Annotated in this window: 24 protein-coding genes; 10 read left to right on the top strand and 14 right to left on the bottom strand. The window is 62.9% G+C overall.

The window, feature by feature from the left end; translation table 11 throughout:
* Nucleotides 1–9: 9 nt before the first annotated feature.
* Nucleotides 10–1,179, bottom strand: a complete 1,170-nt coding sequence (locus NKJ09_RS01210; protein ID WP_023720133.1) for a GGDEF domain-containing protein — start codon at nt 1,177–1,179, stop codon at nt 10–12.
* A 273-nt stretch (nt 1,180–1,452) separates the two neighbouring features.
* On the opposite strand from NKJ09_RS01210, the gene parE reads away from it, so the two are divergent.
* A complete protein-coding gene (gene parE / locus NKJ09_RS01205; protein WP_352495369.1) occupies nt 1,453–3,501 on the top strand; it encodes a DNA topoisomerase IV subunit B in 2,049 nt (682 codons plus the stop codon).
* A 176-nt stretch (nt 3,502–3,677) separates the two neighbouring features.
* Here parE and NKJ09_RS01200 read toward each other — a convergent pair whose 3' ends face one another.
* The gene (locus NKJ09_RS01200; protein WP_352515728.1) at nt 3,678–4,799 is read right to left on the bottom strand and encodes a DUF2336 domain-containing protein; all 1,122 of its coding nucleotides are present in this window, start codon (nt 4,797–4,799) and stop codon (nt 3,678–3,680) included.
* Nucleotides 4,800–4,951: 152 nt separating this feature from the next.
* Here NKJ09_RS01200 and NKJ09_RS01195 point away from each other — a divergent pair, with 152 nt between their 5' ends.
* Nucleotides 4,952–5,401: a MaoC family dehydratase gene (locus tag NKJ09_RS01195; protein WP_352482171.1), complete on the top strand. Its 450-nt coding sequence runs from the start codon at nt 4,952–4,954 to the stop codon at nt 5,399–5,401.
* Nucleotides 5,402–5,404: 3 nt separating this feature from the next.
* Nucleotides 5,405–6,286: an HpcH/HpaI aldolase/citrate lyase family protein gene (locus NKJ09_RS01190; RefSeq protein WP_352495371.1), complete on the top strand. Its 882-nt coding sequence runs from the start codon at nt 5,405–5,407 to the stop codon at nt 6,284–6,286.
* Nucleotides 6,287–6,307: 21 nt separating this feature from the next.
* On the opposite strand, the gene NKJ09_RS01185 is transcribed toward NKJ09_RS01190, so the two are convergent.
* Nucleotides 6,308–6,892 (bottom strand): nitroreductase family protein, encoded by a 585-nt coding sequence (locus NKJ09_RS01185; RefSeq protein WP_352495372.1) that lies wholly within the window; start codon nt 6,890–6,892, stop codon nt 6,308–6,310.
* Here NKJ09_RS01185 and NKJ09_RS01180 point away from each other — a divergent pair.
* Entirely contained in the window at nt 6,876–7,058 is a 183-nt protein-coding gene (locus tag NKJ09_RS01180) for a hypothetical protein (RefSeq protein ID WP_352495373.1), read from the top strand. The two genes, NKJ09_RS01185 and NKJ09_RS01180, sit on opposite strands and share 17 nt — an antisense overlap.
* Nucleotides 7,051–8,016: an RgsD C-terminal domain-containing protein gene (locus NKJ09_RS01175; RefSeq protein ID WP_023720140.1), complete on the top strand. Its 966-nt coding sequence runs from the start codon at nt 7,051–7,053 to the stop codon at nt 8,014–8,016. Before NKJ09_RS01180 ends, NKJ09_RS01175 begins: the two co-directional genes overlap by 8 nt.
* Nucleotides 8,017–8,028: 12 nt before the next feature.
* Here NKJ09_RS01175 and NKJ09_RS01170 read toward each other — a convergent pair whose 3' ends face one another.
* The 5 genes from NKJ09_RS01170 to NKJ09_RS01150 form a co-directional block, all read right to left on the bottom strand.
* Nucleotides 8,029–8,967, bottom strand: coding sequence for a lysophospholipid acyltransferase family protein (locus tag NKJ09_RS01170; RefSeq protein ID WP_352482168.1), 939 nt, complete (start codon nt 8,965–8,967; stop codon nt 8,029–8,031).
* Nucleotides 8,968–9,051: 84 nt separating this feature from the next.
* The gene (gene thrS, locus NKJ09_RS01165) at nt 9,052–11,025 is read right to left on the bottom strand and encodes a threonine--tRNA ligase (protein ID WP_023720142.1); all 1,974 of its coding nucleotides are present in this window, start codon (nt 11,023–11,025) and stop codon (nt 9,052–9,054) included.
* Between the two features lie 168 nt (nt 11,026–11,193).
* On the bottom strand, nt 11,194–12,009 hold the full coding sequence (gene blaOXA, locus NKJ09_RS01160; RefSeq protein ID WP_352495374.1) for a class D beta-lactamase: 816 nt from the start codon (nt 12,007–12,009) through the stop codon (nt 11,194–11,196).
* A gap of 146 nt (nt 12,010–12,155) precedes the next feature.
* Nucleotides 12,156–12,530: a membrane protein insertion efficiency factor YidD gene (gene yidD, locus NKJ09_RS01155; protein ID WP_031194332.1), complete on the bottom strand. Its 375-nt coding sequence runs from the start codon at nt 12,528–12,530 to the stop codon at nt 12,156–12,158.
* A gap of 79 nt (nt 12,531–12,609) precedes the next feature.
* Complete coding sequence (locus NKJ09_RS01150) at nt 12,610–12,777, bottom strand: hypothetical protein (protein ID WP_352482166.1); 168 nt, start codon at nt 12,775–12,777, stop codon at nt 12,610–12,612.
* A 92-nt stretch (nt 12,778–12,869) separates the two neighbouring features.
* On the opposite strand from NKJ09_RS01150, the gene NKJ09_RS01145 reads away from it, so the two are divergent.
* Nucleotides 12,870–13,784 (top strand): LysR substrate-binding domain-containing protein, encoded by a 915-nt coding sequence (locus tag NKJ09_RS01145; RefSeq protein ID WP_023720145.1) that lies wholly within the window; start codon nt 12,870–12,872, stop codon nt 13,782–13,784.
* Here NKJ09_RS01145 and NKJ09_RS01140 read toward each other — a convergent pair.
* On the bottom strand, nt 13,781–14,227 hold the full coding sequence (locus tag NKJ09_RS01140) for an iron-sulfur cluster assembly scaffold protein (protein WP_023720146.1): 447 nt from the start codon (nt 14,225–14,227) through the stop codon (nt 13,781–13,783). The genes NKJ09_RS01145 and NKJ09_RS01140 overlap by 4 nt on opposite strands.
* Nucleotides 14,228–14,467: 240 nt before the next feature.
* Between NKJ09_RS01140 and folE the strand changes: the two genes are divergently transcribed.
* From folE to NKJ09_RS01125, 3 genes are all read left to right on the top strand, one after another.
* Nucleotides 14,468–15,130, top strand: a complete 663-nt coding sequence (gene folE / locus NKJ09_RS01135; protein WP_352482163.1) for a GTP cyclohydrolase I FolE — start codon at nt 14,468–14,470, stop codon at nt 15,128–15,130.
* 10 nt (nt 15,131–15,140) lie between these two features.
* Complete coding sequence (hisI, locus tag NKJ09_RS01130; RefSeq protein ID WP_352482161.1) at nt 15,141–15,611, top strand: phosphoribosyl-AMP cyclohydrolase; 471 nt, start codon at nt 15,141–15,143, stop codon at nt 15,609–15,611.
* Between the two features lie 84 nt (nt 15,612–15,695).
* Nucleotides 15,696–16,667, top strand: coding sequence for a patatin family protein (locus NKJ09_RS01125; RefSeq protein WP_352482159.1), 972 nt, complete (start codon nt 15,696–15,698; stop codon nt 16,665–16,667).
* Nucleotides 16,668–16,687: 20 nt separating this feature from the next.
* Here the strand turns inward: NKJ09_RS01125 and recJ are convergent, their stop codons facing one another.
* The 5 genes from recJ to NKJ09_RS01100 all read right to left on the bottom strand — a co-directional run bounded on the left by recJ (nt 16,688) and on the right by NKJ09_RS01100 (nt 22,661).
* Nucleotides 16,688–18,472, bottom strand: a complete 1,785-nt coding sequence (recJ, locus tag NKJ09_RS01120) for a single-stranded-DNA-specific exonuclease RecJ (protein WP_352482157.1) — start codon at nt 18,470–18,472, stop codon at nt 16,688–16,690.
* Nucleotides 18,473–18,532: 60 nt separating this feature from the next.
* Nucleotides 18,533–19,516, bottom strand: a complete 984-nt coding sequence (gene glpX / locus NKJ09_RS01115; protein WP_023720150.1) for a class II fructose-bisphosphatase — start codon at nt 19,514–19,516, stop codon at nt 18,533–18,535.
* A gap of 199 nt (nt 19,517–19,715) precedes the next feature.
* Nucleotides 19,716–21,029: a homoserine dehydrogenase gene (locus NKJ09_RS01110; protein ID WP_352482155.1), complete on the bottom strand. Its 1,314-nt coding sequence runs from the start codon at nt 21,027–21,029 to the stop codon at nt 19,716–19,718.
* 41 nt (nt 21,030–21,070) lie between these two features.
* Nucleotides 21,071–22,288, bottom strand: coding sequence for an LL-diaminopimelate aminotransferase (locus NKJ09_RS01105; protein ID WP_352466981.1), 1,218 nt, complete (start codon nt 22,286–22,288; stop codon nt 21,071–21,073).
* A 40-nt stretch (nt 22,289–22,328) separates the two neighbouring features.
* Nucleotides 22,329–22,661 carry a hypothetical protein gene (locus tag NKJ09_RS01100; protein WP_352482154.1) on the bottom strand — a complete coding sequence of 111 codons (333 nt, stop codon included), beginning with the start codon at nt 22,659–22,661 and terminating at the stop codon, nt 22,329–22,331.
* A 151-nt stretch (nt 22,662–22,812) separates the two neighbouring features.
* Here NKJ09_RS01100 and NKJ09_RS01095 point away from each other — a divergent pair, with 151 nt between their 5' ends.
* Entirely contained in the window at nt 22,813–24,648 is a 1,836-nt protein-coding gene (locus NKJ09_RS01095) for a PHA/PHB synthase family protein (protein WP_352495375.1), read from the top strand.
* Nucleotides 24,649–24,715: the final 67 nt, after the last annotated feature.

Here is a 24,715-nt window from a genome sequence, read left to right as displayed (position 1 = left end):
AAGCCTCAATCAGGCAGAACGCAAGGCCGGCCCGTCGGCCTTGCTCGCCCTGTCCCGGGCGATGACGCGATTTCGCCCGGCGCGCTTTGCCGCATAGAGCGCGGCGTCGGCTTCGGCCAGCACATCATCGAGACCGGTGCCGCTCGTCCCACCAAAGCCGATGCCGCCGCTGACTGTGCTTCGCAACGGACCAAGCTGGGTGGCCACGACTTCCGTACCGAAGGCGACGCTGATCTTGCTCGCAATGTCATAGGCCTTTTCTTCCGTCATCCGCGACATGACGAGCACGAATTCCTCGCCGCCCAGCCGGAAGGCGTCGACGCCGGTTCTGGCGTATTTCCTGATGACGGCGGCAAAGCGGCGCAGGACCTGGTCGCCGACCGGATGACCGAATACGTCGTTCGTCCTTTTGAAATGGTCGAGGTCGAACATGGCGACGGACATAAACGGACCGAAGACCCGCTCGCCGTAGAGTGCCGTTAACGCCCGCCGGTTCATCAGCCCGGTCAATGGATCGGTCATCGTCTCGGCCTTCAATTCGATCTGCGCCTGCAAATGGTGCAGGGAGAGCGTTAATGCGCCAAGCCCGGTCATGCAGGCGACGGCTACGACGGAATTCACCCGCTCGGCCCAATTGTCCGGTGCTACGCCGAGCACCCACTGGCCCTTGACCAGCAGGACCGCGCCGCAAAGTCCGAACGACAGCGCACAGACGCCGCTCAGGAACGATACGACCAGCAATATCCGGCGATCATGACCACCCTCAATCCAGAACATCGCCCCGATAAGCGAGAGTAGCGCCGTTACCGTCGCGTAGGTGACAATGAAGCCGACACCATCAAACCCGAGATACGTCGCGCCCGCGCAAACAGCCATCGCAGCCAAGGTCGGCAAGATGGCGCGCCTATAGTCGCGCATGCTGAGATATTGCATGGCCGACAGGCAGATAATCAGGAAGCCGAGGCTGAGAAGAGCAAGCACGATCTGGCAAAGCCAGGGGCTTGGATCTCTTGTGTAATGCCAAAACAAGACCACATGGGCGACGAGCACGAGAATGCCGCACGCCACCGTCAGCACAAAGCGTGCCTGTGGCGCGGTGAACCAGATCGCAAACATGGTGATGCTGAGGCACGTGCCCGACAGCGCCGCTGCGAGCAGGAGCGAACTGTAATCCAACATGCTTAAGCGACAGCCTCTTGAGGGTTTCGCTGCATTCTAGGTCAGCGACAGTCCGCGGATATCGTTTTTCAGCCAATCTTGCGGCGTAACCTTCGGACAAGGTTTACAAAGCGTCGATGCTCCAAGCTTCGACCCCATTTCCGCCGCTTGGTTGTCGAATGGTTTTGCAGTAAGAGGCTCTATCCTCGAACGTAACAGGAACCTCCGTCGCCTGCCCGCAAAAAGCGTGGCAGTATCGGGTGGTGATTCGCAGCATCGGAATCCAGGACCGGCATGGACGACAATAACGATCTTTTCGGCAATTTGGGCAAGCAGCCGCAACCGGCTCGCGCCGCGCGCCCGGCCGACCCGCTGGTGCAGGCGGCGAAGCGGCCGGCGCCCCGCGATGCCAGCGAGAGCTATAGTGCCGCCGATATCGAGGTGCTGGAGGGGCTGGAGCCGGTGCGCCGCCGCCCGGGCATGTACATTGGCGGCACCGACGACAAGGCGATGCACCATCTGTTCGCCGAGGTCATCGACAATTCGATGGACGAGGCGGTCGCCGGCCATGCTACCTTCATCGATGTCGAGCTTTCCGCCGACGGATACCTGTCTGTAACCGACAACGGCCGCGGCATTCCGGTCGATCCGCACCCGAAATTCAAGAAGCCGGCGCTCGAACTCATCATGACCACGCTGCATTCAGGCGGCAAGTTCGACAGCAAGGTCTACGAGACCTCGGGAGGCCTGCACGGTGTCGGCGTTTCCGTGGTCAACGCGCTGTCCGACCATCTCGAGGTCGAGGTTGCGATTGGGCGCAAGCTCTATCGCCAGCGCTTCTCGCGAGGCGTTCCGGTGACCGGCCTGGAGCAGCTCGGCGAGGTGCACAACCGGCGCGGCACGAAGATCCGCTTCCATCCAGACGAGCAGATTTTCGGCAAGGGTGCTGCGTTCGAGCCGGCGCGGCTCTACCGCATGGCGCGGTCAAAAGCCTATCTGTTCGGCGGTGTCGAAATCCGCTGGACCTGCGATCCCTCGCTGATCAAGGAAAAGGACACGACGCCGGCCAAGGCAGAATTCCATTTTCCGGGCGGCCTCAAGGACTATCTGAAAGCCTCGCTCGGCGACGAATTCCAGGTGACCCGTGAAATGTTCGCCGGCAAGAGCGAGAAGCAGGGCGGCCACGGTTCGCTCGAATGGGCGGTGACCTGGTTCGGCGGCGACGGCTTTATAAATTCCTATTGCAACACCATTCCGACCGCGGAAGGCGGCACGCATGAGGCCGGCTTCCGCAACGTTCTGACGCGCGGCTTGCGCGCCTATGCCGACCTGGTCGGCAACAAGCGCGCTTCGATCGTCACATCCGAGGATGTGATGATCTCGGCGGCGGGCATGCTGTCGGTGTTCATCCGCGAACCGGAATTCGTCGGCCAGACCAAGGACAGGCTGGCGACGATCGAGGCGATCCGCATCGTCGAAAGCGCCATCCGCGACCCGTTCGACCATTGGCTGGCCGACAATCCGCAGGAAGCTTCGAAACTGCTCGAATGGGTGATCGCGCGTGCCGACGAGCGGGTGCGCCGCCGCCAGGAAAAGGAAGTGTCGCGCAAGAGCGCCGTGCGCAAGCTGCGCCTGCCCGGCAAGCTCGCCGATTGCACGCAGAATGCAGCGGCCGGCGCCGAGCTGTTCATCGTCGAGGGCGATTCGGCTGGCGGTTCGGCAAAGCAGGCGCGCGACCGCGCCAGCCAGGCGGTGCTGCCGCTCCGCGGCAAGATCCTCAACGTCGCCAGCGCCGGTAACGACAAGCTGGCCGGCAACCAGCAGATATCCGACCTGATCCAGGCCTTGGGCTGCGGTACGCGCTCGAGATACCGCGACGAGGACCTGCGTTACGACCGGGTCATCATCATGACCGACGCCGACGTCGATGGCGCCCATATCGCTTCGCTGCTGATCACCTTCTTCTACCAGGAGATGCCGAGCCTGGTCCGCGGCGGCCATCTCTATCTGGCGGTGCCGCCGCTCTACTCGATCCGGCAAGGCGGCAAGGTCGCCTATGCCCGCGACGATGCGCACAAAGACGAACTTCTGCGCACCGAATTCACCGGGCGCGGCAAAGTCGAAATCGGCCGCTTCAAGGGGCTGGGCGAAATGATGGCTGCCCAGCTCAAAGAAACCACCATGGACCCGAGAAAGCGCACGCTGCTCAGGGTGGACGTCATCGACGCCGAGGCGGCGACCAAGGATGCGGTCGACGCATTGATGGGCACCAAGCCCGAGGCCCGCTTCCGCTTCATCCAGGAACGCGCGGAATTCGCCGCGACGGAAGTGCTGGATATCTGAGCGTCTTCTGCTAGGCGAGCCGCGGACGGCGGCTGTCACTGTGCGCAAGACTTTTCCGGATTTTTCGCGAAGGATGAGGCCTGGAACGGTTCAGCGTTTCACGGAAACGCCGAACCGCTCAGTTTTTTATTTTGACGCAAGTCGGAAAACCGTTTCACGCTTTTCCTGGAATTGCTTTAAGCAGCCGCGATCGCCAGCGCGTGCCCGCGTGCGTTCGCGCGCAGCGCATCGAGATGGATCGATTTGACCAGCCTGGCGAGATCGCCTTCGGCGGACTGTCCGCCCAATTCCTTCAGCATCAGCCAGCTGACTTCCTGGACGCCGGCGAGGCGTTTGCCATTGGCGACCTCACGCCAGACCTTCAGCGCGCGCAGGATGATGGCGTGGGTGGCGGCGGCAAGCCCGGCGCTGCGGAACAGTGCCTGCAACGCTATGTCATGCCCGCCGGCCAGCAGTGCCCTCACCCGTTGCTCGGGCTGCTGGCTGAGCGCGACCAGCGCCGAACCAAAGAAGTCGACCTTGCCGTGCGCGATGGTGCGGATGACGAAGCTTGCGGTCAGGTCGCCGCGCAGGCGCAGATGTTCGACAAGTGCGGTATGTTCCTCCGCCCGCGTGCCTTCGATCAGTGTCACCGAAGCCTTGACGCAAGCATCGCGCGTGATGCGCTCGGCCCTGGCGGCGCCCATCAGCGCCAGCACCAATGGCGACCCCTTGAGCATCTCCCCTAGCTTGACCAGCAGCATATGCCGGCAGTCGGCGGGCAGCCGGATGTCGGCGATCAGCGCCTCGCGCACCAGAGGCAGATGGCCGTGACGCTCGGCCATGCGGCGAAAGCTGACGGATGCGATGTCGGCGCCGCTATTGGCGAGCAGCGTGGTGCAGGCTTCCGGCTCACCGACCTCGGCGATCGCTGCCGCAACCGACATCGAGACGCGCGGCCGGTCGGCGATCACCTTCTGCGTCGCTTTCTGGCCGCCGGCAACCCGATCAATCAGGTCGGAATCGGTAAGCAGCGGCGAGCGCGCCAGTACCAAAGCGGCCACCTCGGGCTGGTCCGAAGCCAGCGCGCTGACGATCTGCGGCGGCGCATGATGGCTCATGGAAAGCGCGTCGGCGATCGCCAGCCGCACCTTCGACGATGCGTCATCGAGCAGCAACGTCAGCGCCGCCTCGGCAGCGCAGCGGTCCTCGAAAGGCAGGTCCGAGTCGACATAGGCGCGAGCCAGCGCGCTTGCCGCCGCAGCACGCTCCGACACCTTTGCCGTGTGGATCCATTTCAGGAAATGCGAAACGACCATGTCGCCTGCTTACGCCCTTTGCCAGAACGCTTCTGGCGCCTGTCGAGACCGTAGGCACAAATGGTTTACGAACGGTTCACCATGTTCGTTAACTGGCTTGCGAGCCCGGTATGCAACGCCTATCAACCCTTAAGCAGTGGAGGAGACAGACCATGGCCGGCCTTTACCTTGAGGAGTTCGTTGTCGGCCATGTGTTCAAGCACACGCTGCGCAAGACCGTGACCGAAAGCGACAACATGCTGTTTTCGGTGATGACGCTGAACCCGCAACCGCTGCACATCGATTTCGACTTCGCCGCCAAGAGCGAATGGGGCAAGCCCCTGGTCAATTCGCTGTTCACGCTTGGCCTGATGATCGGCATCTCGGTCAACGACATCACCGTCGGCACCACCATCGCTAATCTCGGCATGAAGGAGACGGTGTTTCCGCACCCCGTCTTCCATGGCGACACGATTCGCGTCGAGACCACGGTGGTTTCGGTGCGCGATTCCAGGTCGAAACAGGACCGCGGTATCGTCGAGTTCGAGCACCGCGCTTATAACCAGAACGACGTGCTGGTTGCCAGATGCACGAGGCAAGCCATGATGATGAAAAAGGCATAGCCGATGCGTTCCCTGCTCTTCGTTCCCGGCGATTCGGAAAAGAAGCTGGAGAAGGGCTTTGGCGCGGGCGCCGACATGGTCATCGTCGATCTCGAGGACTCGATTGCCTCGCAAAACAAGGGGCTGGCGCGCGACACAGCGGCGCGTTTCCTCGCCGGGCACAGGCACCGAACCAACTCCGCGATCTATGTGCGCGTCAATGACCTTTCGACCGGACTGACCGACGACGATCTGGCGGCGCTCGTGCCAGTGAAGCCCGACGGCATCATGCTGCCTAAGTCGAACAGCGGACTGGATGTCCAGCATCTCTCGGCCAAGCTCAGGGTGCACGAAGCTGAAAGCGGCCTGCCGGACGGCGCGATAAAGATCCTGCCGATCATCACAGAAACGGCCGCCGGCGTTCTGGCCGCCGTGACCTACGCCAAGGCAAGCGCGCGGCTTGTCGGCGTCACCTGGGGCGCGGAAGATCTGTCGGCGGCAATCGGCGCGCGCTCGACGCGCGACGCGAATGGCCGCTACACGGATGTATTCCGCTTCGCCCGCACCATGACCCTGCTTGCGGCGAATGCCGCGGAAGTCGCGGCGATCGACACCGTCTTTCCGGATTTTCGCGACATGGCCGGCTTCGAGGCCGAATGCGCCGAGGCCGAGAGCGACGGCTTCACCGGCAAGATGGCGATCCATCCGGCGCAGGTGCCGGTCATCAACGCCGCCTTCACGCCTTCGGCGCAAGCGGTGAAAAATTCGCTGGCGATGGTCGAGGCATTCAAGGCGGCGGGAAACCCCGGCGTCGTCGGCATCGACGGCAAGATGTACGACCGGCCGCATCTCAAGCTCGCCGAGCGGCTCCTGGCGCGAGCCAGGGCAGCGGGGCTTGACGCTTAGGGTCTGGTTCCGGGTCGAAAATTATCCCACCCACGGCCCCGAATAGTCGGCGTAGAGCTTTGCCGGATCGGGCCGTGGCCGCTCCGGCGCTGGCCCCTGATAGGAGCCGATATGGACAAAACCGACGACCCGCTCATGCGGCGCCAGACCGAGGATCGCCCTGCCCTCTGGCACGTCGGAATACCAGTTGCTGATCATGTTGGTACCGTAGCCCAGCGCATTGGCGGCAAGCAGCAGGTTCATCGCAGCCATGCCGCCGGACAAGAACATCTCCCATTGCGGGATCTTTGGATTTTCCCTGGGGATCGAGATCACGCCGATGACCAGAGGCGCCCGCGAAAAGCGTGCCAATTCCTGGTTGCGGCGGCCTTCCGGCAACGGCCCTTCGCGCTGTTCGGCAAGTGCTGCCAACTCCTTGCCGATCTCGACGCGAGCCTCGCCGCGATAGAGGATGAAACGCCAGGGCTCCAGCCGGCCATGATCCGGCACCCGCGAGGCGGCGGCGATCATGGTCGCGATCTCCGCATCGCCCGGTGCCGGCTCTTTCAAATCCGGGATCGGCGCGGAATTTCGGGTCAGCAGAAAATCGATGATCGGCGACGCCATGGGCGCAAGTCTCCTGGAATTTGAGCTGAAGCGCGCCATCGGGATATCGGGCGGCTCGGGGCATTGGCGCGACGCGCCGGACAAAGAGCCCTCTAGCAGGAAGCCGACCGGACTCTTAAGCCTTGAAATTGCCACCGCATTGGGCTTCAACGCAAGGCATGTTTGAGGGGACATTGCGTCTTTTCCTGATATGGCTCGCTGCCGCACTGTTGATGGTGCCGGTTTCGCTTGCCGCCGCCCAGAATGTAGACGGCCTCAGTGATCTGAAACTTCCCGGAATTTCGGGCTATGCGCCTCCGAAAAGCGAGACATCGCTGGCATTGGGCAGCAGCGGGGCGATCACGCTGTCGGCGCAATTGACCGACAAGGGTGCCGACATCACGCGCGGCATCGTCTGGCGCGTCTTCAAGCCCGAATCGGCCAGCGACGGCAAGCTGCCGATGGTCGCCTCCGCTCATGGCGGCACCGCCGTATTCCAGCTCGAGCCGGGTTCCTATCTGGTCCATGCCTCCTACGGGCGGGCCGGCGCCACCAAGCGCATCACCGTCGGCAAGGAAGCCAAGCGTGAGAGCCTCGTGCTCGATGCCGGCGGCCTCAAGCTTGATGCCGTGCTGTCGGGAGGGGTGCGCATACCGCCGAAGAAGCTGCGCTTCTCGATTTATGAGAGCCACGCCGCGGCCGATGGCGATCGCGCGCTGATCATACCCGATGTCGAGCCGAACAGCGTCGTGCGGCTCAATGCCGGCACCTACCACGTTGTTTCGACCTATGGCGCTGTGAACGCGGTCATCCGCTCCGACATCCGCGTCGAGGCCGGCAAGCTGACCGAAGCGACGGTCGAGCATCGTGCCGCCGAGATGACCATGAAGCTGGTGCGCGAGCCGGGCGGCGAGGCGATCGCCGACACCTCCTGGTCGCTGCTGAACGAGTCCGGCGACCCGATCAAGGAGACCGTCGGCGCCTTTGCCTCGATGGTGCTGGCCGAGGGCGACTACACCATCATCGCCAAAAACCGCGACCGCATCTACCAGAAGGATTTTACGGTGGTGGCCGGACACAATCAGGACATCGAAGTCCTGGCAACCGAAGCTTCGGCCATCGATTCCGAGGAAGGCGCCGACTAAGCCGCGCCCCCTCTAGGCTGCTTTGCGCATGCGTCGCGCCAGCAACGGCACGCGGCCAGTCGTCTCGGCCGGCGCCAGATCGAAGACGCCGCGCTGAAGGCGGTCGAGCAAGGCCTTGCGGTCTCGCAGCGGCTCCAGTTCGTCCCACCCCAGCACGTCGCCGACGCGCACGTCGATCGATTTGCCGGAGAGCCGCGCAAATTCACGGATGAGCAGCGATGTGCGCAGTGTCAGCGAGGCCTTGCCGACGAATTTCGCCACACGCCCGTCGCGTTCGGCCATGTTCATCGGTCCGCTGACCAGATGGAACAGCCGGCCGTTCTGGCCCGAAAAATGCAATGGGATGACCGACGCCTTTGCGTCCTGAACGAGACGGGCCGGAAACACCTTCCACGGCAGATCGCGTGCCCGGCCAAACCCCTTCGGCGCGGTGGCGACACCTCCCGCCGGAAAGACGACGATGGTGACGCCCTCCTTGAGCAGCCGCACCGCTTCATGGCGGACCGCCATGTTGTTCTTCAGCGCGTCCTTGGTCTCGGAAAAGTCGATCGGCAGCGAATAGGGCTCCATCTCGCGGATCTTGAGCAGATCCCTGTGGATCATGACGCGGAACGGTCGGCCGAGCTGCTCCGCCAGCGACAGCACGGCAATACCGTCGCCGATGCCGAACGGATGGTTGGCAACAATCACCAGCGGCGTGTCGGGCAGGTTTGCCGGCGGCCATTGACCGGCGGTCCGCACCCGGACGTCGATCAGCTCCAGCATGCGGCTGAACACGCGCTCTCCGTTCGGCACCACTTGCCGGCGCCAGAAATCATAGAGTGCGGCGAAGCGATCACGTCCCGACAGGCCTTCGACCGAGTGGATGAACCAGCGCGTCAGCGCCGGCTGATGCGGACCGGCATAGGAGAGCTCGGGAAACGGTCTTTCGCGCATCTTCAGCTTGAGCATGGGGCTCGCTACACAATTGGCGTGACAAGCATATGAAAATGGCGGTGGAGCGATCCACCGCCATTTCGTTGCTGATTGGCCGGCTCAGGCCGCGCGGCGCTTGCGGTCGGGTGTCACCGCCTCGTCGGAAAGCAGTTTCACGGCGGCCGCGAGGCCAAGCGATTCCTGGTCGCGCGACCCGAGACGGCGGACATTGACCGTTTCTTCCTCAGCCTCGCGCTTGCCGCAAACGACGATGACCGGCACCTTGGCAAGGCTGTGCTCGCGGACCTTGTAGTTGATCTTCTCGTTGCGCAGGTCGGTTTCGGCGATCAGCCCGGCCGCCTTCAGCTGCGCAACGACTTTTCGCGCGTAATCGTCGGCATCGGAAGTGATCGTCGCCACCACCACCTGCAGCGGCGCGAACCAGAGCGGGAAATGGCCGGAATAATTCTCGATCAGGATGCCGAGAAAACGCTCCATCGAACCGCAGATGGCGCGATGCACCATCACCGGCTGCTTCTTTTCCGAATCGGAGCCGATGTAGAAGGCGCCGAACCGTTCCGGCAGGTTGAAGTCGACCTGCGTGGTGCCGCATTGCCAGTCGCGGCCGATGGCGTCCTTCAGCACATATTCGAACTTCGGCCCGTAGAACGTGCCCTCGCCCGGATTTACGCCCGTCTTGATCCGGTTGCCCGACCGCGCCGCGATCTTGTCGAGCACGTCCTGCAGCACGCCCTCGGCGTGATCCCACATCGCGTCGGTGCCGACCCGTTTTTCGGGGCGGGTCGCCAGCTTGACCGTGATTTCGTCGAAGCCGAAATCGGCATAGGTCGACAGGATCAGGTCGTTGATCTTGATGCACTCGTCGGCGAGCTGTTCCTCGGTGCAGAAGATGTGGGCATCGTCCTGGGTAAAGCCGCGCACCCGCATCAGCCCGTGCAGTGCGCCGGACGGCTCATAGCGATGCACATTGCCGAATTCCGCAAGTTTTACCGGCAGATCGCGGTAGGACTTCAGCCCGTGTTTGAAGATTTGGACGTGGCCGGGGCAGTTCATCGGCTTCAGCGCAAACACCCGGTCGTCGTCGGTGTCGTCGCCGGCGACCGTCACCTTGAACATGTTGTCCCGGTACCAGCCCCAGTGGCCTGAGGTCTCCCACAGGCTCTTGTCGAGCACCTGCGGCGCGTTGACCTCCTGGTAGCCCTGCTCGTCCAGGCGGCGGCGCATGTAATTGACCAGGTTCTGGAACATCCTCCAGCCCTTGGCGTGCCAGAACACGACCCCGGGGCCCTCCTCCTGGAAATGGAACAGGTCCATCTCACGGCCGAGCTTCCTGTGGTCGCGCTTCTCGGCTTCCTCCAGCATCGTCTGATAGGCTTCGAGCTGCGCCTGGTCGGCCCAGGCCGTGCCGTAGATGCGCGTCAGCATCGGGTTGTTGCTATCGCCGCGCCAATAGGCGCCGGCGACCTTCATCAGCTTGAAGGCGTTGCCGATCTGGCCGGTCGAGGCCATGTGCGGACCGCGGCAAAGGTCGAACCAGTCGCCCTGCGCATAGATCTTGAGATCCTGATCCTCGGCGATGGCGTCGATCAGCTCGAGCTTGTAGCGCTCGCCCTTGTCGGCAAAGATCCTTTTCGCCTTTTCACGCGACCACACCTCTTTGGTGAACGGCTTGTTGCGCGCAATGATCTCGCGCATCTTCTTCTCGATCACCGGGAAATCGTCGGGCGTGAACGGCTCGTTGCGGGCGAAGTCGTAGTAGAATCCGTTCTCGATCACCGGCCCGATGGTCACCTGCGTTCCCGGCCAAAGTTCCTGCACGGCTTCGGCCAGCACGTGCGCGGCATCATGGCGGATGAGCTCCAGCGCACGCGGATCCTCGCGGGTGATGATTTCGAGCTTGCCTGATTTGCCGATCGGGTCGGAAAGGTCGCGCAACGTGCCGTCGATGCTGTAGGCAACGGCCTTCTTGGCCAGCGACTTCGAGATCGATTCCGCCAGGCCGGCGCCGGTCATCGCCGCGTCGTAGTCGCGGACGGAGCCATCGGGAAATGTCAGGGAAACGGAATTCAGCATTAAATTCTCCTATCCAGTCCCGCAAACGAGCGCGGGTGGTAAAATGCACGTCGCCCAAAACTGCGTAGCGATTTTGGGGTTGCGACTTACATCAAGTAAGAGCCGGATGCGTCCGGCGGCGAGCGGTCTTTTATGGGCAGTTTTCGGCGCCGTAAAGCCGGATTTAGGTCACCCGAGGAGATTCGACAGCTCTTTCAGGAACATCGCCCGCGTCTTGAGCCCCTTCGGCGTGTCGGAACGTTTCGTATCGACTACGAGGCAGGCAAAGACGATCTTGCGAGCATGCTTCTGCGCCCAGCCAACAAACCAGCCAAGCGAGCGCTTGTCGGCATCGTCGCCAAGCCTGGTCGTCCCGGTCTTGCCCTGCACCGTCCAGCCGCCCGCCCGGAAGGTCGGGACAATCGCATTGATCATCGCATGGGCCTTGTCCGAGACCGGCAGATTCCGCGCCAGCAGCTTGCGCAGGAAATCGACCTGCTCGACCGGCGATATCTCGAGCGAAGAATTCACCCAGGAATGGGTGAGGCCGTCATTCTTGCCGGAATTGCCGGAGACGTCGGTGTTGCCATAGTCCAATCTGGACACATAGCCGGCAAACTGTTTGCTGCCGAGCCGGCGCGTGATCTCGCGTGAGAACCAAAGGACCGAATCCCTTTCCCAGATCGTCGGGTCGACGGTCTTGCGGTCCCGTTTCGGCGCGTTGAACTCCGCTTTGTACTCCCAATTCGGTGTATGCTCGTCGCCCAGGATTCCGGCGTCATAGCCGATCAGCGCCAGCGGAATCTTGAATGTCGAGGCGGGGCTGACGCGCTGATCGCAAACCCCTTGCCGGTACAGCGTCTCGCCGCTCGCGGCGTCGACGATCAGCGTGCATTCGACGTCCCCGAGAGGCGCCGATTGCGCACGGATCGGAAAGCCCAACAGCCACGCCAGGACATAGAGAACCACGGCGAAAACGAAGGGAAGACGATCTATCCGGCGCATTTGGCAATCTCTCCTGAAGGGTATCAGGAGCGGCTTAGCGAGGCGTCTTGTCTCGATTTTGTCTTAAATGCGCTATGTCCGCGCAAGCTGCGGTTAACCCTACCAGATCGTAAACAGCGGTGCGGTTGTGTAACGAACAGTTGCGGTCAACTGTCTAGGTCGCCACGTTTTTTCCCGATCCGCCAGTACCGCCACGGCGCAAACCAGACATAGCGCTCAGCCAGGGTTTCGGGCACGCGGTCGATGCCATGCGTCCCTAACGGCCCGCAGCGCAGCACGCGAAAGAATCCCATCCAGCCGCCGGCCCATAGTCCATGCCGGGCGATCGCTTCGTGCGCGTATTCGGAACAGGTCGGCAGATGCCGGCAGGAATTGCCCACAAAGCCGGACAGCGTCAGCTGGTAGAGCCGGACGAGCGACGTGCCGAAGACGCGGCCCGGCGTCTTGCGCCACGGGCCGGGCCAGTTGCGTCCTTGTCGAATCGGCCTGGCGCCGTGCGCATGCCGATGTTGGCCGACCACCACAGTCTCCGCGTCGCGTTTCCCTTCAGGATAGATGTGCGCATCGGGCCGGGAACGCAATGCCGTTCCGGCAATCCCGTCACTGCCTCGAACGGCGAACCGGGTACCGGTCGGGCGTCGGCTTCCGACATGCGGCGACGCTGGTCGGCGGCCTCCCCTCGCACCAGTCGCCATGCGGTTTCTCGTCATGCCATTGAAATGTCGCGATCCGCACGACATCGCTCAGGATGTTGAGAAACTGGATCATGGCAGCACTCCTTTGAGCACCGATTAGAGCGCCGCTGGCCTTGCTCTTCAAACGAGTATAACGTCGACGTCAGATAACTCTGAATTATGCGAATGAAGCGCGGACGCCTCCCCCTGACGGCTCTTAGAAGCTTCGAAGCAGCCGGTCGTCACCTGAGCTTCAGCCGTGCGGCCGAGGAGCTTTATGTTTCGCAGGCGGCGATCAGCCGCCAGATCCGCGAGCTCGAAACATTCCTGCGCCAACCTTTGTTCTTCCGCCATCATCGCCGCGTCGAATTGACCGACACCGGCCGGCGGCTGCTCGACCAGTTGGTCAGAAGTTTCGGGGGCATCGACAGGCTGCTTTCGGAATTGACGGCGGCCCCGACGCAGTCCGTGGTCCGTGTCAGCGTCGAGCCGTCGCTTGCATCCGTATGGCTGGTGCCGCGGCTCAACCGATTTCGCCAGTTGCGACCCGATATCGACGTTTCCCTTGAGGTCGATCCGAGGTTGATAGAGTTCCGCAGCGATCAGCCTGAACTTGCTCTACGCTTCAGTGCACACGCCACTTCATGGCCACGCAGCGAAGCCGAACAGCTTGCCTCGGTCGTCGATTCACCGGTTCTGTCGCCGGCGCTTCTTGCGTCCGGGCCAGCTCTGGAAAAACCGATCGACCTTGGTCGCTATACATTGCTGCACGAAGAAAACCGTCAGGCTTGGACGCGCTGGTTCGAAGCGGCCGGCGTGACCCCTGAAGCCGTGCCTGCGCGTGGACCGATGCTGGCGGATGCCTCGCTTTCGAAACAGGCAGCCTTGCTTGGACATGGTGTCGCACTGGGCGATCTTTTGCAGATCGGCGAAGAACTTGCGTCCGGCGCGCTGGTCAAGCCTTTCGACATCGACGTTGCGTCCGGCGCCTATTGGCTGGTGGCCAGAAGACTGAATGACCTTTCCGAGCCTGCCAGGGCTTTTGCCGACTGGGTCCGGGCGGAATTCGCCGAAAGCCGGCGTTTTCTTGCCGAGGTTTAGGCCGCCTGTTCCGCCCGCTTCTTCTCGATCTGGCCGATCGCATCGACCACCGCGTCGAAGGTCAGCATGGTCGAGGCGTGGCGCGCCTTGTAGTCGCGCACCGGTTCCAGGTATTTCAGGTCGGCGAAGCGGCCTTCGGGCGGCGGGCCATTTTCCTTCAGCATTTTTAGCATCGTCTCGCGCACGCTGCGCAGTTCTTCCGCGCTGGCGCCGACGACATGCTGCGCCATGATCGAAGACGACGCCTGGCCAAGCGCACAGGCCTTCACGTCATGCGCGAAATCGCTGACGACGCCGTCATCCATCTTCAGATCGACGGTCACTGTCGAGCCGCACAGCTTGGAATGTGCTCGTGCGGTTGCGTCGGGCCGGTCGAGCCGACCGATCCGTGCGATATTTCCGGCAAAACCCAGAATTTTCGCATTGTAGACATCGTCGATCATATTTTTCCAATCCGTCGCCGCCCAGCGAACAGCGATTGCCGCTCTGGCGTCTTCCTTTCGCTCGGCACGAACATATATAATGGTCGTAGTCGGGTATCGACAAGGCGACCGCAAGTCTCGTCCTGCCCAAATCTGTTCACGCCACTTACGGGCTGGAAACCGGGCGAGTTTCTAACACCCGAAAGGTCGTGGTCCGTTCAACTCGTTCCTCCTGAGAGAGGAACTACGGGAGACGCCTTTATGGACGCCGTTATCAAGAAACTCATGCCGCAGTCGGCCTATATGGAAAAGCCGGTCACCGACCGGCCGAGTGAGGCCGAAGTCGAAGCCGCGGTGCGCACCTTGTTGCGCTGGACCGGCGACAATCCTGAGCGCGAGGGCCTGATCGACACGCCGAAGCGCGTCACCAAGGCGTTCCGCGAAATGTTCAACGGCTACGATATGTGCCCGGCCGAGGAGCTTGGCCGCACCTTCGAGGAAGTCGCCGGCTATGACGACCTCGTCATAGTCAAGGACATCACGTTCCACTCGCATTGCGAGCATCACATGGTGCCGATCATCGGCAAGGCGCATGTCGGCTATCTGCCTGACGGCAAGGTTGTCGGCCTGTCCAAGATCGCGCGCGTCGTCGACATCTTTGCCCACCGCCTGCAGACCCAGGAAGCGATGACTGCGCAGATTGCCGGCGTCATCCAGGACGTGCTCAATCCGCGCGGCGTCGCCGTCATGCTCGAGGCCGAGCATATGTGCATGGCCATGCGCGGCATCCGCAAACAGGGCTCCACCACGCTGACCTCGACCTTCACCGGCGTCTTCAAGGATACACCTGAAGAGCAGGTCCGCTTCGTCACCATGGTGCGCGGCGGCGGAACTGATCAGACCCGCGCCGCCCTCGCTAAATAGGGACCGGCGAATGTCGGCATTGGAATTCCCGAAAGCTCCATCTGACAAGAAGGCACTCGAGGAAGGCACCGTCCTTTCACCGCGCTTCGATGCCGGCGGCCTCGTCACTGTCGTCGTCACCGATGCCGAAAACGGCATGCTGCTGATGGTCGCGCATATGAATGCCGAGGCGCTGGCGCTGACACTCGAGACCGGCATCGCGCACTACTGGTCGCGTTCGCGCAACGCGCTGTGGAAGAAGGGCGAAACCTCGGGCAATGTCCAGCAGGTCGTCGAGATGCTCACAGATTGTGACCAGGACGCGATATGGTTGCGCGTCAAAGTGCTGGGTCACGAAGCAACTTGTCACACCGGCCGACGTTCATGCTTTTATCGGACGGTGGGGCTGAGCGATGGCAAAGGGACGCTTGCCAACGACGGCAGCAAGCCGCTGTTCGATGCGGAAAAAACGTATCGAAAGCCCAAAACACCATCAGTATGAACCATTCGCAGCACTTCAGCCACGTATATTCATGATTTCGATACGGCCCGCCTGTAGGATGACCGTGGGACAAGGGAGATTGTGATGCTCGACTGGGCGTCATTGCGCAACAGACCTGACGTTCGGGAGGCCAATGGCCTCTCCTCGGCCGCAGGCGCATCCGAAACCAAATCTCCAGGTAAAACAGGGATCTCGCTGGCATTGGGCGGCGGCTGTGCGCGCGGCTGGGCGCATATCGGCGTGCTGCGCGCGCTTGACGAAGCCGGCATCGAAGTGTCGATGATCGCCGGCACCTCGATCGGCGCGCTGGTCGGCGGCTGCTATGTTGCCGGCAAACTTGACGAGCTGGAAGAATTCGCGCGCAGCCTGACCAGGCGGCGCATTTTTGGCCTTCTCGACCTCAATCTACGCGGCAGCGGCCTGTTCGGTGGCATGAAGCTCGATGCACGGCTGCGCGAGCACATAGCCGGCATCCGCTTCGAGGACCTGCCAAAACCGTTCGTCTGCGTCGCTGCCGAAATCCGCACCGGCCATGAAATCTGGCTGTCGAGCGGCTCGTTGAGTACCGCCATGCGCGCCTCCTACGCGCTGCCCGGCGTGTTCGAGCCGGTCGCCTGCAACGGGCGCGTGCTGGTCGACGGCGCACTGGTCAATCCGGTGCCGGTCTCGGTCTGCCGTGCCTACGAGCAGCCGCTCGTGGTTGCAGTGAACCTTCACTACGATCTGTTCGGCCGCGCCGCAGTGATCAAGCACAGCGCAGGCGAGCTGATCGTCGAGAGAGACGCGCCAAGGGGTGGCCACGCCGATCCCGAACGTCAGTCGCGCGAGACGCGGCTCGGCATCACCGGCGTCATGGTCGAAGCCTTCAACATCATCCAGGACCGCATTTCGCGCGCCAGGCTGGCCGGCGACCCGCCGGACATGTCGCTGCAGCCGAAGCTCAGCCATATCGGCCTGACCGAATTCCACCGCGCCGACGAAGCGATCCGTATCGGCTACCAGGCAACGATGGCGCAAATCGGCGAACTGACCCGGCTGCAGACCGTCCTCGCTTAGGCCGAGCGGTCAGCGAACTCTCAGGCAAGCGCCGCGTCGACGATACGAAACTGCACCGTGCGGTTGCCGTTCCAGTGATTGCCCGACAATGAGCCGGCGACGTGCACCGGTTTGCCCCTGTTCTTGAACAGGAATTCGCCAAGCGCAGTATCGACGGCGCGAAAGGCGATCGCCTGGATGCGGCCGCCGCTTTCCGACTGCAGGTCGGCGCGGATATGGTTGGTGCCGACCGCCCGCGCATCAACCAGCCGGTGACGCGGCAGCGCGAACACCGGCGCGACATGCCCGGCGCCGAACGGCCCTGCCCGCTCAAGCGCATCGAGCAGCGCAAGCGTCGCGCCCTCGGCGGCAAGCGCGCCGTCGATCGCCAGGCTCTCCTCGCCTTGCAGCCGGAACACATCCACCGCAGCGCGCTCTTCGAAAAAAGCCCGGAGCGCGCCGAGCTTCGCCCGCTCGACGGTGATGCCTGCCGCCATTCCGTGGCCGCCGCCCTTGACGATCAGCCCGGCATCGGCAGCCTCGCGCACCAGCCGGCCGAGGTCGAAGCCCGACACCGAACGGCCTGACCCCGTACCGACGCCATTGGCGTTGAAGGCGATGGCAAAAGCCGGCCGTCTTGCATGGTCCTTGAGCCGCGAGGCAAGCAGGCCGACAATGCCCGGATGCCAGTTGCTGCTGGCTGTGACCACGATGGCCGGACCATTGCCGCCGGCAAGCTCGGCGTCGGCCTCTGAGCGCGCCGCGGCCAGCATCTCCTGCTCCATCGACTGCCGCTCCTGGTTGAGCCGGTCGAGCGTCTCGGCGATGGTGCGGGCCTCGACCGGGTCGTCGGTTGCAAGCAGGCGGCTGCCAAGTGCTGCGTCGCCGATGCGCCCGCCGGCGTTGATGCGCGGACCGATCAGAAAGGCCAGATGGAAAGTGCTGATCGGCTCGCCGATACGCGAGACCCGCGCCAGTGCCGCCAGCCCTTCGTTCCTCTGCTGCCGCGCCACCTGTAGCCCCTTGACCACGAAGGCCCGGTTGATGCCGGTGAGCGGCACCACGTCGCAGACGGTGCCCAGCGCCACCAGGTCGAGCAGGCCAAGCAGGTCGGGCGCTGCGGCATCCGGCAGCCGGCTGCGCAGGATCTTCGCCGTCTGTACCAGGCATAGGAAGACGACGCCGGCGGCGCAAAGATGGCCTTGCCCGGAAAGATCGTCCTCGCGATTAGGATTGACGACCGCAGCCGCCGCCGGCAACGGCCCGCCGACCTGATGGTGATCGAGCACCACGACGTCGGCGCCGGCGGCCTTCGCCGCGTCGATGGAAGCAGCACTGTTGGTGCCGCAATCGACGGTGACGATCAGCGTCGCGCCGCGCGAGACGAGTTCGCGCATCGCTTCCGGATTGGGGCCGTAACCCTCGAAGATGCGGTCCGGTATGTAGATCTCCGACGGCACCGAGAAATGTGCGAAAAAGCGCTTGAGCAGCGCCGATGAGGCGGCGCCGTCGACATCGTAGTCGCCAAAGATCGCCACCTTTTCCCTTGCCGTCACCGCCTGGGCGATGCGAGAGGCCGCCTTGTCCATGTCGGTCAGCGATGCCGGGTCGGGCAGCAGGTTGCGGATGGTCGGATCCAGGAACCGCTCGGTCTGCTCGGCAGTGACGCCGCGCCCGGCCAGCACGCGTGCCACGATGTCGGGCACGCCATAACCTTGCGCGATGGCGAGCGCAGCCATGTCCTGACGCTCGGTCAGTCGGTGTTCCCAGGAAACGCCGGTGGCCGACTGCCTGACATCTAGGAAAAAGCGTCTTTCCCCCGTCACGTGACGCGCCGTCTGCAATTTGTCATTGCGCACAATATGCAACGGCTAACTGAGTCGAAATCAAAACTTTTCCAGATCCTGGTGCCTGGCCTTGATTTCGCGCACGGTTCGCGACGACGAGCGCAGCACGATCGTGTGCGTGGTGATGAAATTGCGGCCGAACTTGACGCCGGCCAGCATATTGCCGTCGGTGACGCCGGTCGCGGCAAACAGCACGTCGCCGCGTGCCATGTCTTGCGTGTGGTAGATCCGTTTCGGGTTGGAGATCCCCATCTTCGCCGCGCGCGCCAGCTTTTCCGGCGTGTCAAGGATCAGCCTGCCCTGCATCTGGCCGCCGGTGCAGCGCAAGGCCGCCGCCGCCAGCACGCCCTCCGGCGCACCGCCGGTGCCGAGATAGATGTCGATGCCGGTTTCGTCCGGGTCGGTGGTGTGGATGACGCCGGCGACATCACCGTCGCCGATCAGCCGGATCGCGGCGCCTGTCGCCCGCACGGCTTCGATCAAGGCGCCATGGCGCGGCCGGTCGAGGATACAGGCGGTGATCTCTGCCACCGGAACGCCCTTGGCCCTGGCCAGGCTGGCAATATTTTCGGCCGGCGAGGCATCGATGTCGATGATGCCATCGGCATAGCCCGGGCCGATGGCGATCTTGTCCATATAGACGTCCGGCGCGAACAGAAGGCTGCCTTTTTCGGCAATGGCGATGACGGCCAACGCATTGGGCAGGTTCTTGGCGCAGATCGTCGTGCCTTCGAGCGGATCGAGCGCGATGTCGACAGCCGGGCCTTTGCCTGTACCGACCTCCTCGCCGATATAGAGCATCGGCGCCTCGTCGCGCTCGCCCTCGCCGATCACCACCGTGCCGTTGATGGCGAGACGATTAAGCTCCTGGCGCATGGCGTCGACCGCGACCTGATCGGCGGCTTTCTCGTCGCCGCGTCCGCGCAATCTGGCGGCCGCGACCGCGGCGCGTTCGGTGACGCGCACCAATTCCATGGTCAGTATCCGGTCGAGGCCGGCGACAATGTTCTGGGCCACATTCATCGATGGATAATCCTCGTTGGCACTTTGTTTCTATGCATGTCGTTGTCCCAAAACCGCCGCACACTTTTGGGCGACATGCATTAGCCTCCCGCCAGAGACGCGCTTCTTGTGTCAAAGCCTCGTGACAACAGCAAGACCTGCGCTGGACCTTTTTGAAAGCGCAGCAATATCAATCGATTAAAGGCAAAACTTGAGACTGCTATCCGGCCCGCTCGATGCGGATGACTTGCGGCTTGTCGGTCAGAAGGCTGTCCCTGGTGATGCCGTCGACGGCCTTGCGCACCGCCGCCTCGGTCGTCTCGTGGGTGACCAGGATGACTGTCTTCTGTGCCTCGGTTTCCGGCCCTGCGGCATGTTGCACGATCGATTCCAGCGAAATGTCGTTGTCGGCCATGCGTTTGGCGATCGCGGCGAAAACGCCGAGGCGGTCGTGCACGGTCAGCCGGATGAAATAACCGCCGGCATGGCTGCGCATCTGCGCCTTTTTGTAGGGCTTCAATTCCTTCGCCGGCCGGCCGAAGACCGGGCCATGCTGGAAGCCAGGCCGGCTCTTGGCAATGTCGGCAATGTCGCCGATCACCGCCGAAGCGGTGGCGTTGCCGCCGGCACCGGGGCCGGAAAGCAGCAATTCGCCGAGGATGTCGGTTTCGATCGCGACCGCATTGGTGACACCGTGCACCTGCGCGATGACCGAGGCCGTCGGCACCATGGTCGGGTGAACGCGCTGCTCGATACCGCTTTCGGTGCGTTGGGCGACGCCAAGCAGCTTGATCCGGTAGCCGAGATCGCCGGCCGCGCGGATATCGGCCTGGCTGATGTTGGAGATGCCCTCCATGTAGATGTCATTGGCCGCAATCCTCGTGCCGAAGGCAAGGCTGGTCAGGATCGACAGCTTGTGCGCGGTGTCGTGGCCCTCGATGTCGAAGGTCGGGTCGGCTTCGGCATAGCCCAGCCGCTGGGCGTCCTTCAGGCAGGCATCAAAGGACAGGCCCTCGGCTTCCATGCGCGTCAAAATATAATTGCAGGTGCCGTTGAGGATGCCGAAGACGCGGGTCACCGAATTGCCGGCCATCGCCTCGCGCATCGTCTTGATGACCGGAATGCCGCCGGCCACCGCCGCTTCGTAGTTGAGCAGCACGCCCCTCTTTTCCGCGATCTCGGCCAGTGACACGCCGTGCTTGGCAAGCAGTGCCTTGTTGGCGGTGACGACATGGCGGCCGGCCTCGAGCGCCGCCTTCACCGAGGATCGTGCCGCGCCCTCGTCGCCGCCGATCAGTTCGACGAATACATCGATCTCGGCGGTCTGGGCCATCTTGACGGCGTCGTCGAACCACAGTGCTGTGCCAAAATCAACGCCGCGGTCGCGTTTGGGATCGCGGGCCGAGACCGCTGACACGACGATCTCGCGGCCGCACTGCCGCGTCAGTTCCGCCGCCTTGTCGCGCAGCACGCGAGCCACCGACGCACCGACGGTGCCGAGGCCGGCAATTCCAACACGCAACGCTTCAGCCATGTCCGGCGACGCCCCATTCGGTCGATTGATGTGTAGAAAACTCAGCGATGCGCGGCGAGCGGTACGACGTTATTCGGCTGCTTGGCGCTGGATGCGAGGAAGCGCTTGATGTTGCGCGCTGCCTGACGGATCCGGTGCTCGTTTTCGACCAGCGCGATGCGCACGTGATCGTCGCCATGCTCGCCGAAGCCGACGCCCGGCGCCACCGCGACGTCGGCGTGCTCGATCAGGAGCTTGGAGAATTCGAGCGAGCCGAGGTGCTTGAACGGCTCCGGGATCGGCGCCCAGGCGAACATCGACGCCGCCGGTGCGGGAATGGTCCAGCCGGCACGGCTGAAGGCGTCGACCATGACATCGCGGCGTTTGCGGTAGACGTCGCGCACTTCGGCGATATCGGCTCCGTCGCCGTTGAGTGCATGCGCGGCCGCCACCTGGATCGGCGTGAAGGCGCCGTAGTCGAGATAGGATTTCACCCGCGTCAGCGCCGAGATCAGCCTTTCATTGCCGACGGCAAAACCCATGCGCCAGCCCGGCATCGAAAAGGTCTTCGACATCGAGGTGAACTCGACTGCGACGTCGATGGCGCCCGGCACCTGCAGCACCGAAGGCGGCGGATTGCCGTCGAAATAGATCTCGGAATAGGCAAGGTCCGACAGGATGATGATGTCGTTCTTCCGGGCGAAAGCCACCACCTCCTTGTAGAAATCGAGCGAGGCGACCAGTGCCGTCGGGTTGGACGGATAATTGAGAATCAGCGCCAGCGGCTTCGGGATCGAATGGCGGATGCCGCGCTCCAGTGCCGGGATGAAACCGTCGTCCGGTTCGGCCTGCAGCGAGCGGATGACGCCGCCCGACATGATGAAGCCGAAGGCGTGGATCGGATAGGTCGGATTGGGGCACAGGATCACATCGCCGGGGGCGGTGATCGCCTGCGCCATATTGGCAAAACCCTCCTTCGAGCCGAGCGTCGCCACCACCTGGCTGTCCGGGTCGAGCTTCACGCCGAAACGGCGGGCATAATAATTGGCTTGGGCACGGCGCAGGCCCGGAATGCCGCGCGACGACGAATAGCGGTGCGTGCGCGGATCACGCACTACCTCGCAGAGTTTGTCGACGATGGCCTTGGGCGTCGGCAGGTCCGGATTGCCCATGCCAAGGTCGATGATGTCGGCGCCACGCGAGCGGGCACTGGCCTTCAGCCGGTTGACCTGTTCGAAGACATAGGGCGGAAGCCGGCGGACCTTGTGAAATTCTTCCATGGCAGTTCCAGACAGTGAGGTTGCGGTCGCGCGTATAAGCTTATTTGCAATTAGGGTCGAGAGCGGGGTCGCATTTGCCTTCGATCTGCTTCAGCGCCTCGGCGCCGTGTTTTTTTGCCAGCTGGTCCAGCGCAGCCTGGTCCGCGACCTTGACGCCGCCGCCCTTCGCGGCCTGGCCCTGCTCCTCGGCCTTCAGCTGGGCGAGCTTGGCGTTCTTTTCCTCGTCGGTGAATTGCTCGGCCGCCACCTGCGGCGGGATGTTCAGGTTCGGGTAGGAACCGGTGTCCTTCGCCCCGACAAGGCCGGTGGCGGGCGCTGCACCTTCTATGTTGCTGCTCGTGCAACCGGCCATCGCCAGCAGGACGAGCGCCATGCGGCAAAAACGACCAGTGCCGGAAAAAACGTTCGTGCCAATATTAATCGTCATATTGTTTTCCTGGCGGCCGGGTTAGAGCACGTTGGACCCTGTCCGATATCCCATGGTAATATGTCAACAAAACGCTTCGGGAGGAACCCCGCGAACCATGTCCAAAACACCCGATTCGGGCAAAGCGGAAGATGACCAACCTTCGACCGTCGAGCAATATCTGGTTAAGGACCCGGAACGCTTCGCTCTGAACATGGCCCGCATGATCGAGCAGGCCGGCAAGGCCGCCTCGGCATGGGCCGAGCCGCGGGAAAAGGGCGAGGTGCGCGATCATGTCGCCGAGCCGGTCGTCGACATGGTGAAGACGTTCTCCAAACTCACCGAATACTGGCTCTCCGACCCGCAGCGCGCGCTGGAGGCACAGACACGATTGTTTTCCGGCTATATGGCCGTCTGGGCCAATGCCGTTCAGCGCATCGGCGCCGGTGCCGAGGAGACCGAGGATGCGGTCAAGCCCGAGCGCGGCGACAAGCGTTTCCAGGACCCGGAATGGGGCCGCAACGCCTTTTTCGATTTCCTCAAACAAGCCTATCTCGTCACCTCGCGCTGGGCGGCCGAACTGGTCGAGCACGCCGACGGTCTGGACGAGCACACCCGCCACAAGGCCAGCTTTTATGTCAGGCAGGTGTCCAACGCCATCTCGCCGTCGAATTTCATCCTGACCAATCCGGAATTGTTTCGCGAGACCGTCGCCTCGAACGGCGAAAATCTGGTGCGCGGCATGAAGATGCTGGCCGAGGACATTGCCGCAGGCAAGGGCGACCTGAAGCTGCGGCAGGCCGATTACTCACCCTTCGAGATCGGCAAGAATCTCGCCACCACCCCCGGCAAGGTGGTCGGCCGCAGCGACGTCGCTGAAATCCTGCAATACGAGCCGGCGACCGACACCGTGCTCAAGCGGCCGCTGCTGATCTGCCCGCCATGGATCAACAAATACTACATCCTCGACCTCAACCCGCAAAAATCCTTCATCCGCTGGGCGGTCGAGCAAGGCCACACGGTCTTCGTCATCTCCTGGATCAATCCGGACGAGCGGCACGGCACCAAGAGCTGGGAGGCCTATATCAGGGAGGGCCTGCAATACGGCCTCGACACGATTGAAAAGGCCACCGGCGAAAAGGACGTCAATGCCATCGGCTATTGCGTCGGCGGCACGCTGTTGGCGGCAGCGCTGGCCTTGATGGCGCAGGAAGGCGACCACCGCATCAAATCGGCGACCTTCTTCACCACGCAGGTCGATTTCACCTATGCCGGCGACTTGAAAGTGTTCGTCGATGAGGAGCAAGTCGCGGCCGTTGAAAAGGCAATGAGCGAAAAAGGCTATCTCGACGGCACGAGGATGGCGACCGCCTTCAACATGCTGCGCTCGGGCGACCTGATCTGGCCCTATGTCGTCAACAATTACATGCGCGGCAAGGATCCCCTGCCCTTCGACCTGCTCTACTGGAACGCCGATTCGACCCGCATGGGCGCTGCCAACCATTCCTTCTATTTGCGCAATTGCTATCTTGAGAACAGGCTTTCGCAAGGCATGATGGAGTTGGCGGGCCGCACGGTTTCGCTGAAGGACGTCACCATCCCGGTCTACAACCTCGCCTCGAAGGAGGATCACATCGCGCCGGCGCTGTCGGTGTTCCTCGGCTCGAAATATTTCGGCGGCAAGGTCGACTACGTCGTGGCCGGCTCCGGCCACATCGCCGGCGTCGTCAATCCGCCGGCGGCGCAGAAATACCACTACTGGACCGGCGGCAAGCCGGCTGGCGACTTCGACCAGTGGTTCGCCGGGGCCACTGACCATCCCGGCTCCTGGTGGCCGCACTGGCAGCGCTGGATCGAAGCCAGGGACAATACCCGCGTACTGGCCCGCAAACCGGGCGAGCATATGCAAGTTCTAGGCGAAGCCCCCGGCACCTATGTCAAGGTGCGTGTGTAACCATCTGTAATGTGTGGTGAGTTGACGCGCCGCCAAAAGCGGGCGAAATGGTGTCGTCAACCCTGAG

Origin of the sequence: Mesorhizobium sp. M0189 (genome assembly GCF_040322135.1) — a bacterium.
Lineage (GTDB): Bacteria > Pseudomonadota > Alphaproteobacteria > Rhizobiales > Rhizobiaceae > Mesorhizobium.
The sequence above is the reverse complement of the archived record's forward strand: the minus strand, read 5'-3'. Positions and strand labels throughout refer to the sequence as shown.

What these genes read in the sequence shown, in the direction of transcription:
- NKJ09_RS01140 (WP_023720146.1), bottom strand. Translation starts at nt 14,227, where the DNA reads ATGATCGACGATGTCTACAATGCGAAAATTCTGGGTTTTGCCGGAAAT.
- NKJ09_RS01180 (WP_352495373.1), top strand. Translation starts at nt 6,876, where the DNA reads ATGATCGGCGACGCCATGGGCGCAAGTCTCCTGGAATTTGAGCTGAAG.
- NKJ09_RS01150 (WP_352482166.1), bottom strand. Translation starts at nt 12,777, where the DNA reads ATGATCCAGTTTCTCAACATCCTGAGCGATGTCGTGCGGATCGCGACA.
- hisI (WP_352482161.1), top strand. Translation starts at nt 15,141, where the DNA reads ATGTCGGCATTGGAATTCCCGAAAGCTCCATCTGACAAGAAGGCACTC.
- parE (WP_352495369.1), top strand. Translation starts at nt 1,453, where the DNA reads ATGGACGACAATAACGATCTTTTCGGCAATTTGGGCAAGCAGCCGCAA.
- NKJ09_RS01095 (WP_352495375.1), top strand. Translation starts at nt 22,813, where the DNA reads ATGTCCAAAACACCCGATTCGGGCAAAGCGGAAGATGACCAACCTTCG.
- NKJ09_RS01125 (WP_352482159.1), top strand. Translation starts at nt 15,696, where the DNA reads ATGCTCGACTGGGCGTCATTGCGCAACAGACCTGACGTTCGGGAGGCC.
- NKJ09_RS01100 (WP_352482154.1), bottom strand. Translation starts at nt 22,661, where the DNA reads ATGGCGCTCGTCCTGCTGGCGATGGCCGGTTGCACGAGCAGCAACATA.
- NKJ09_RS01145 (WP_023720145.1), top strand. Translation starts at nt 12,870, where the DNA reads ATGAAGCGCGGACGCCTCCCCCTGACGGCTCTTAGAAGCTTCGAAGCA.
- glpX (WP_023720150.1), bottom strand. Translation starts at nt 19,516, where the DNA reads ATGAATGTGGCCCAGAACATTGTCGCCGGCCTCGACCGGATACTGACC.
- NKJ09_RS01185 (WP_352495372.1), bottom strand. Translation starts at nt 6,892, where the DNA reads ATGGCGTCGCCGATCATCGATTTTCTGCTGACCCGAAATTCCGCGCCG.
- folE (WP_352482163.1), top strand. Translation starts at nt 14,468, where the DNA reads ATGGACGCCGTTATCAAGAAACTCATGCCGCAGTCGGCCTATATGGAA.
- NKJ09_RS01105 (WP_352466981.1), bottom strand. Translation starts at nt 22,288, where the DNA reads ATGGAAGAATTTCACAAGGTCCGCCGGCTTCCGCCCTATGTCTTCGAA.
- NKJ09_RS01190 (WP_352495371.1), top strand. Translation starts at nt 5,405, where the DNA reads ATGCGTTCCCTGCTCTTCGTTCCCGGCGATTCGGAAAAGAAGCTGGAG.
- NKJ09_RS01110 (WP_352482155.1), bottom strand. Translation starts at nt 21,029, where the DNA reads ATGGCTGAAGCGTTGCGTGTTGGAATTGCCGGCCTCGGCACCGTCGGT.
- NKJ09_RS01195 (WP_352482171.1), top strand. Translation starts at nt 4,952, where the DNA reads ATGGCCGGCCTTTACCTTGAGGAGTTCGTTGTCGGCCATGTGTTCAAG.
- NKJ09_RS01170 (WP_352482168.1), bottom strand. Translation starts at nt 8,967, where the DNA reads ATGCTCAAGCTGAAGATGCGCGAAAGACCGTTTCCCGAGCTCTCCTAT.
- blaOXA (WP_352495374.1), bottom strand. Translation starts at nt 12,009, where the DNA reads ATGCGCCGGATAGATCGTCTTCCCTTCGTTTTCGCCGTGGTTCTCTAT.
- NKJ09_RS01175 (WP_023720140.1), top strand. Translation starts at nt 7,051, where the DNA reads ATGTTTGAGGGGACATTGCGTCTTTTCCTGATATGGCTCGCTGCCGCA.
- NKJ09_RS01210 (WP_023720133.1), bottom strand. Translation starts at nt 1,179, where the DNA reads ATGTTGGATTACAGTTCGCTCCTGCTCGCAGCGGCGCTGTCGGGCACG.
- thrS (WP_023720142.1), bottom strand. Translation starts at nt 11,025, where the DNA reads ATGCTGAATTCCGTTTCCCTGACATTTCCCGATGGCTCCGTCCGCGAC.
- NKJ09_RS01200 (WP_352515728.1), bottom strand. Translation starts at nt 4,799, where the DNA reads ATGGTCGTTTCGCATTTCCTGAAATGGATCCACACGGCAAAGGTGTCG.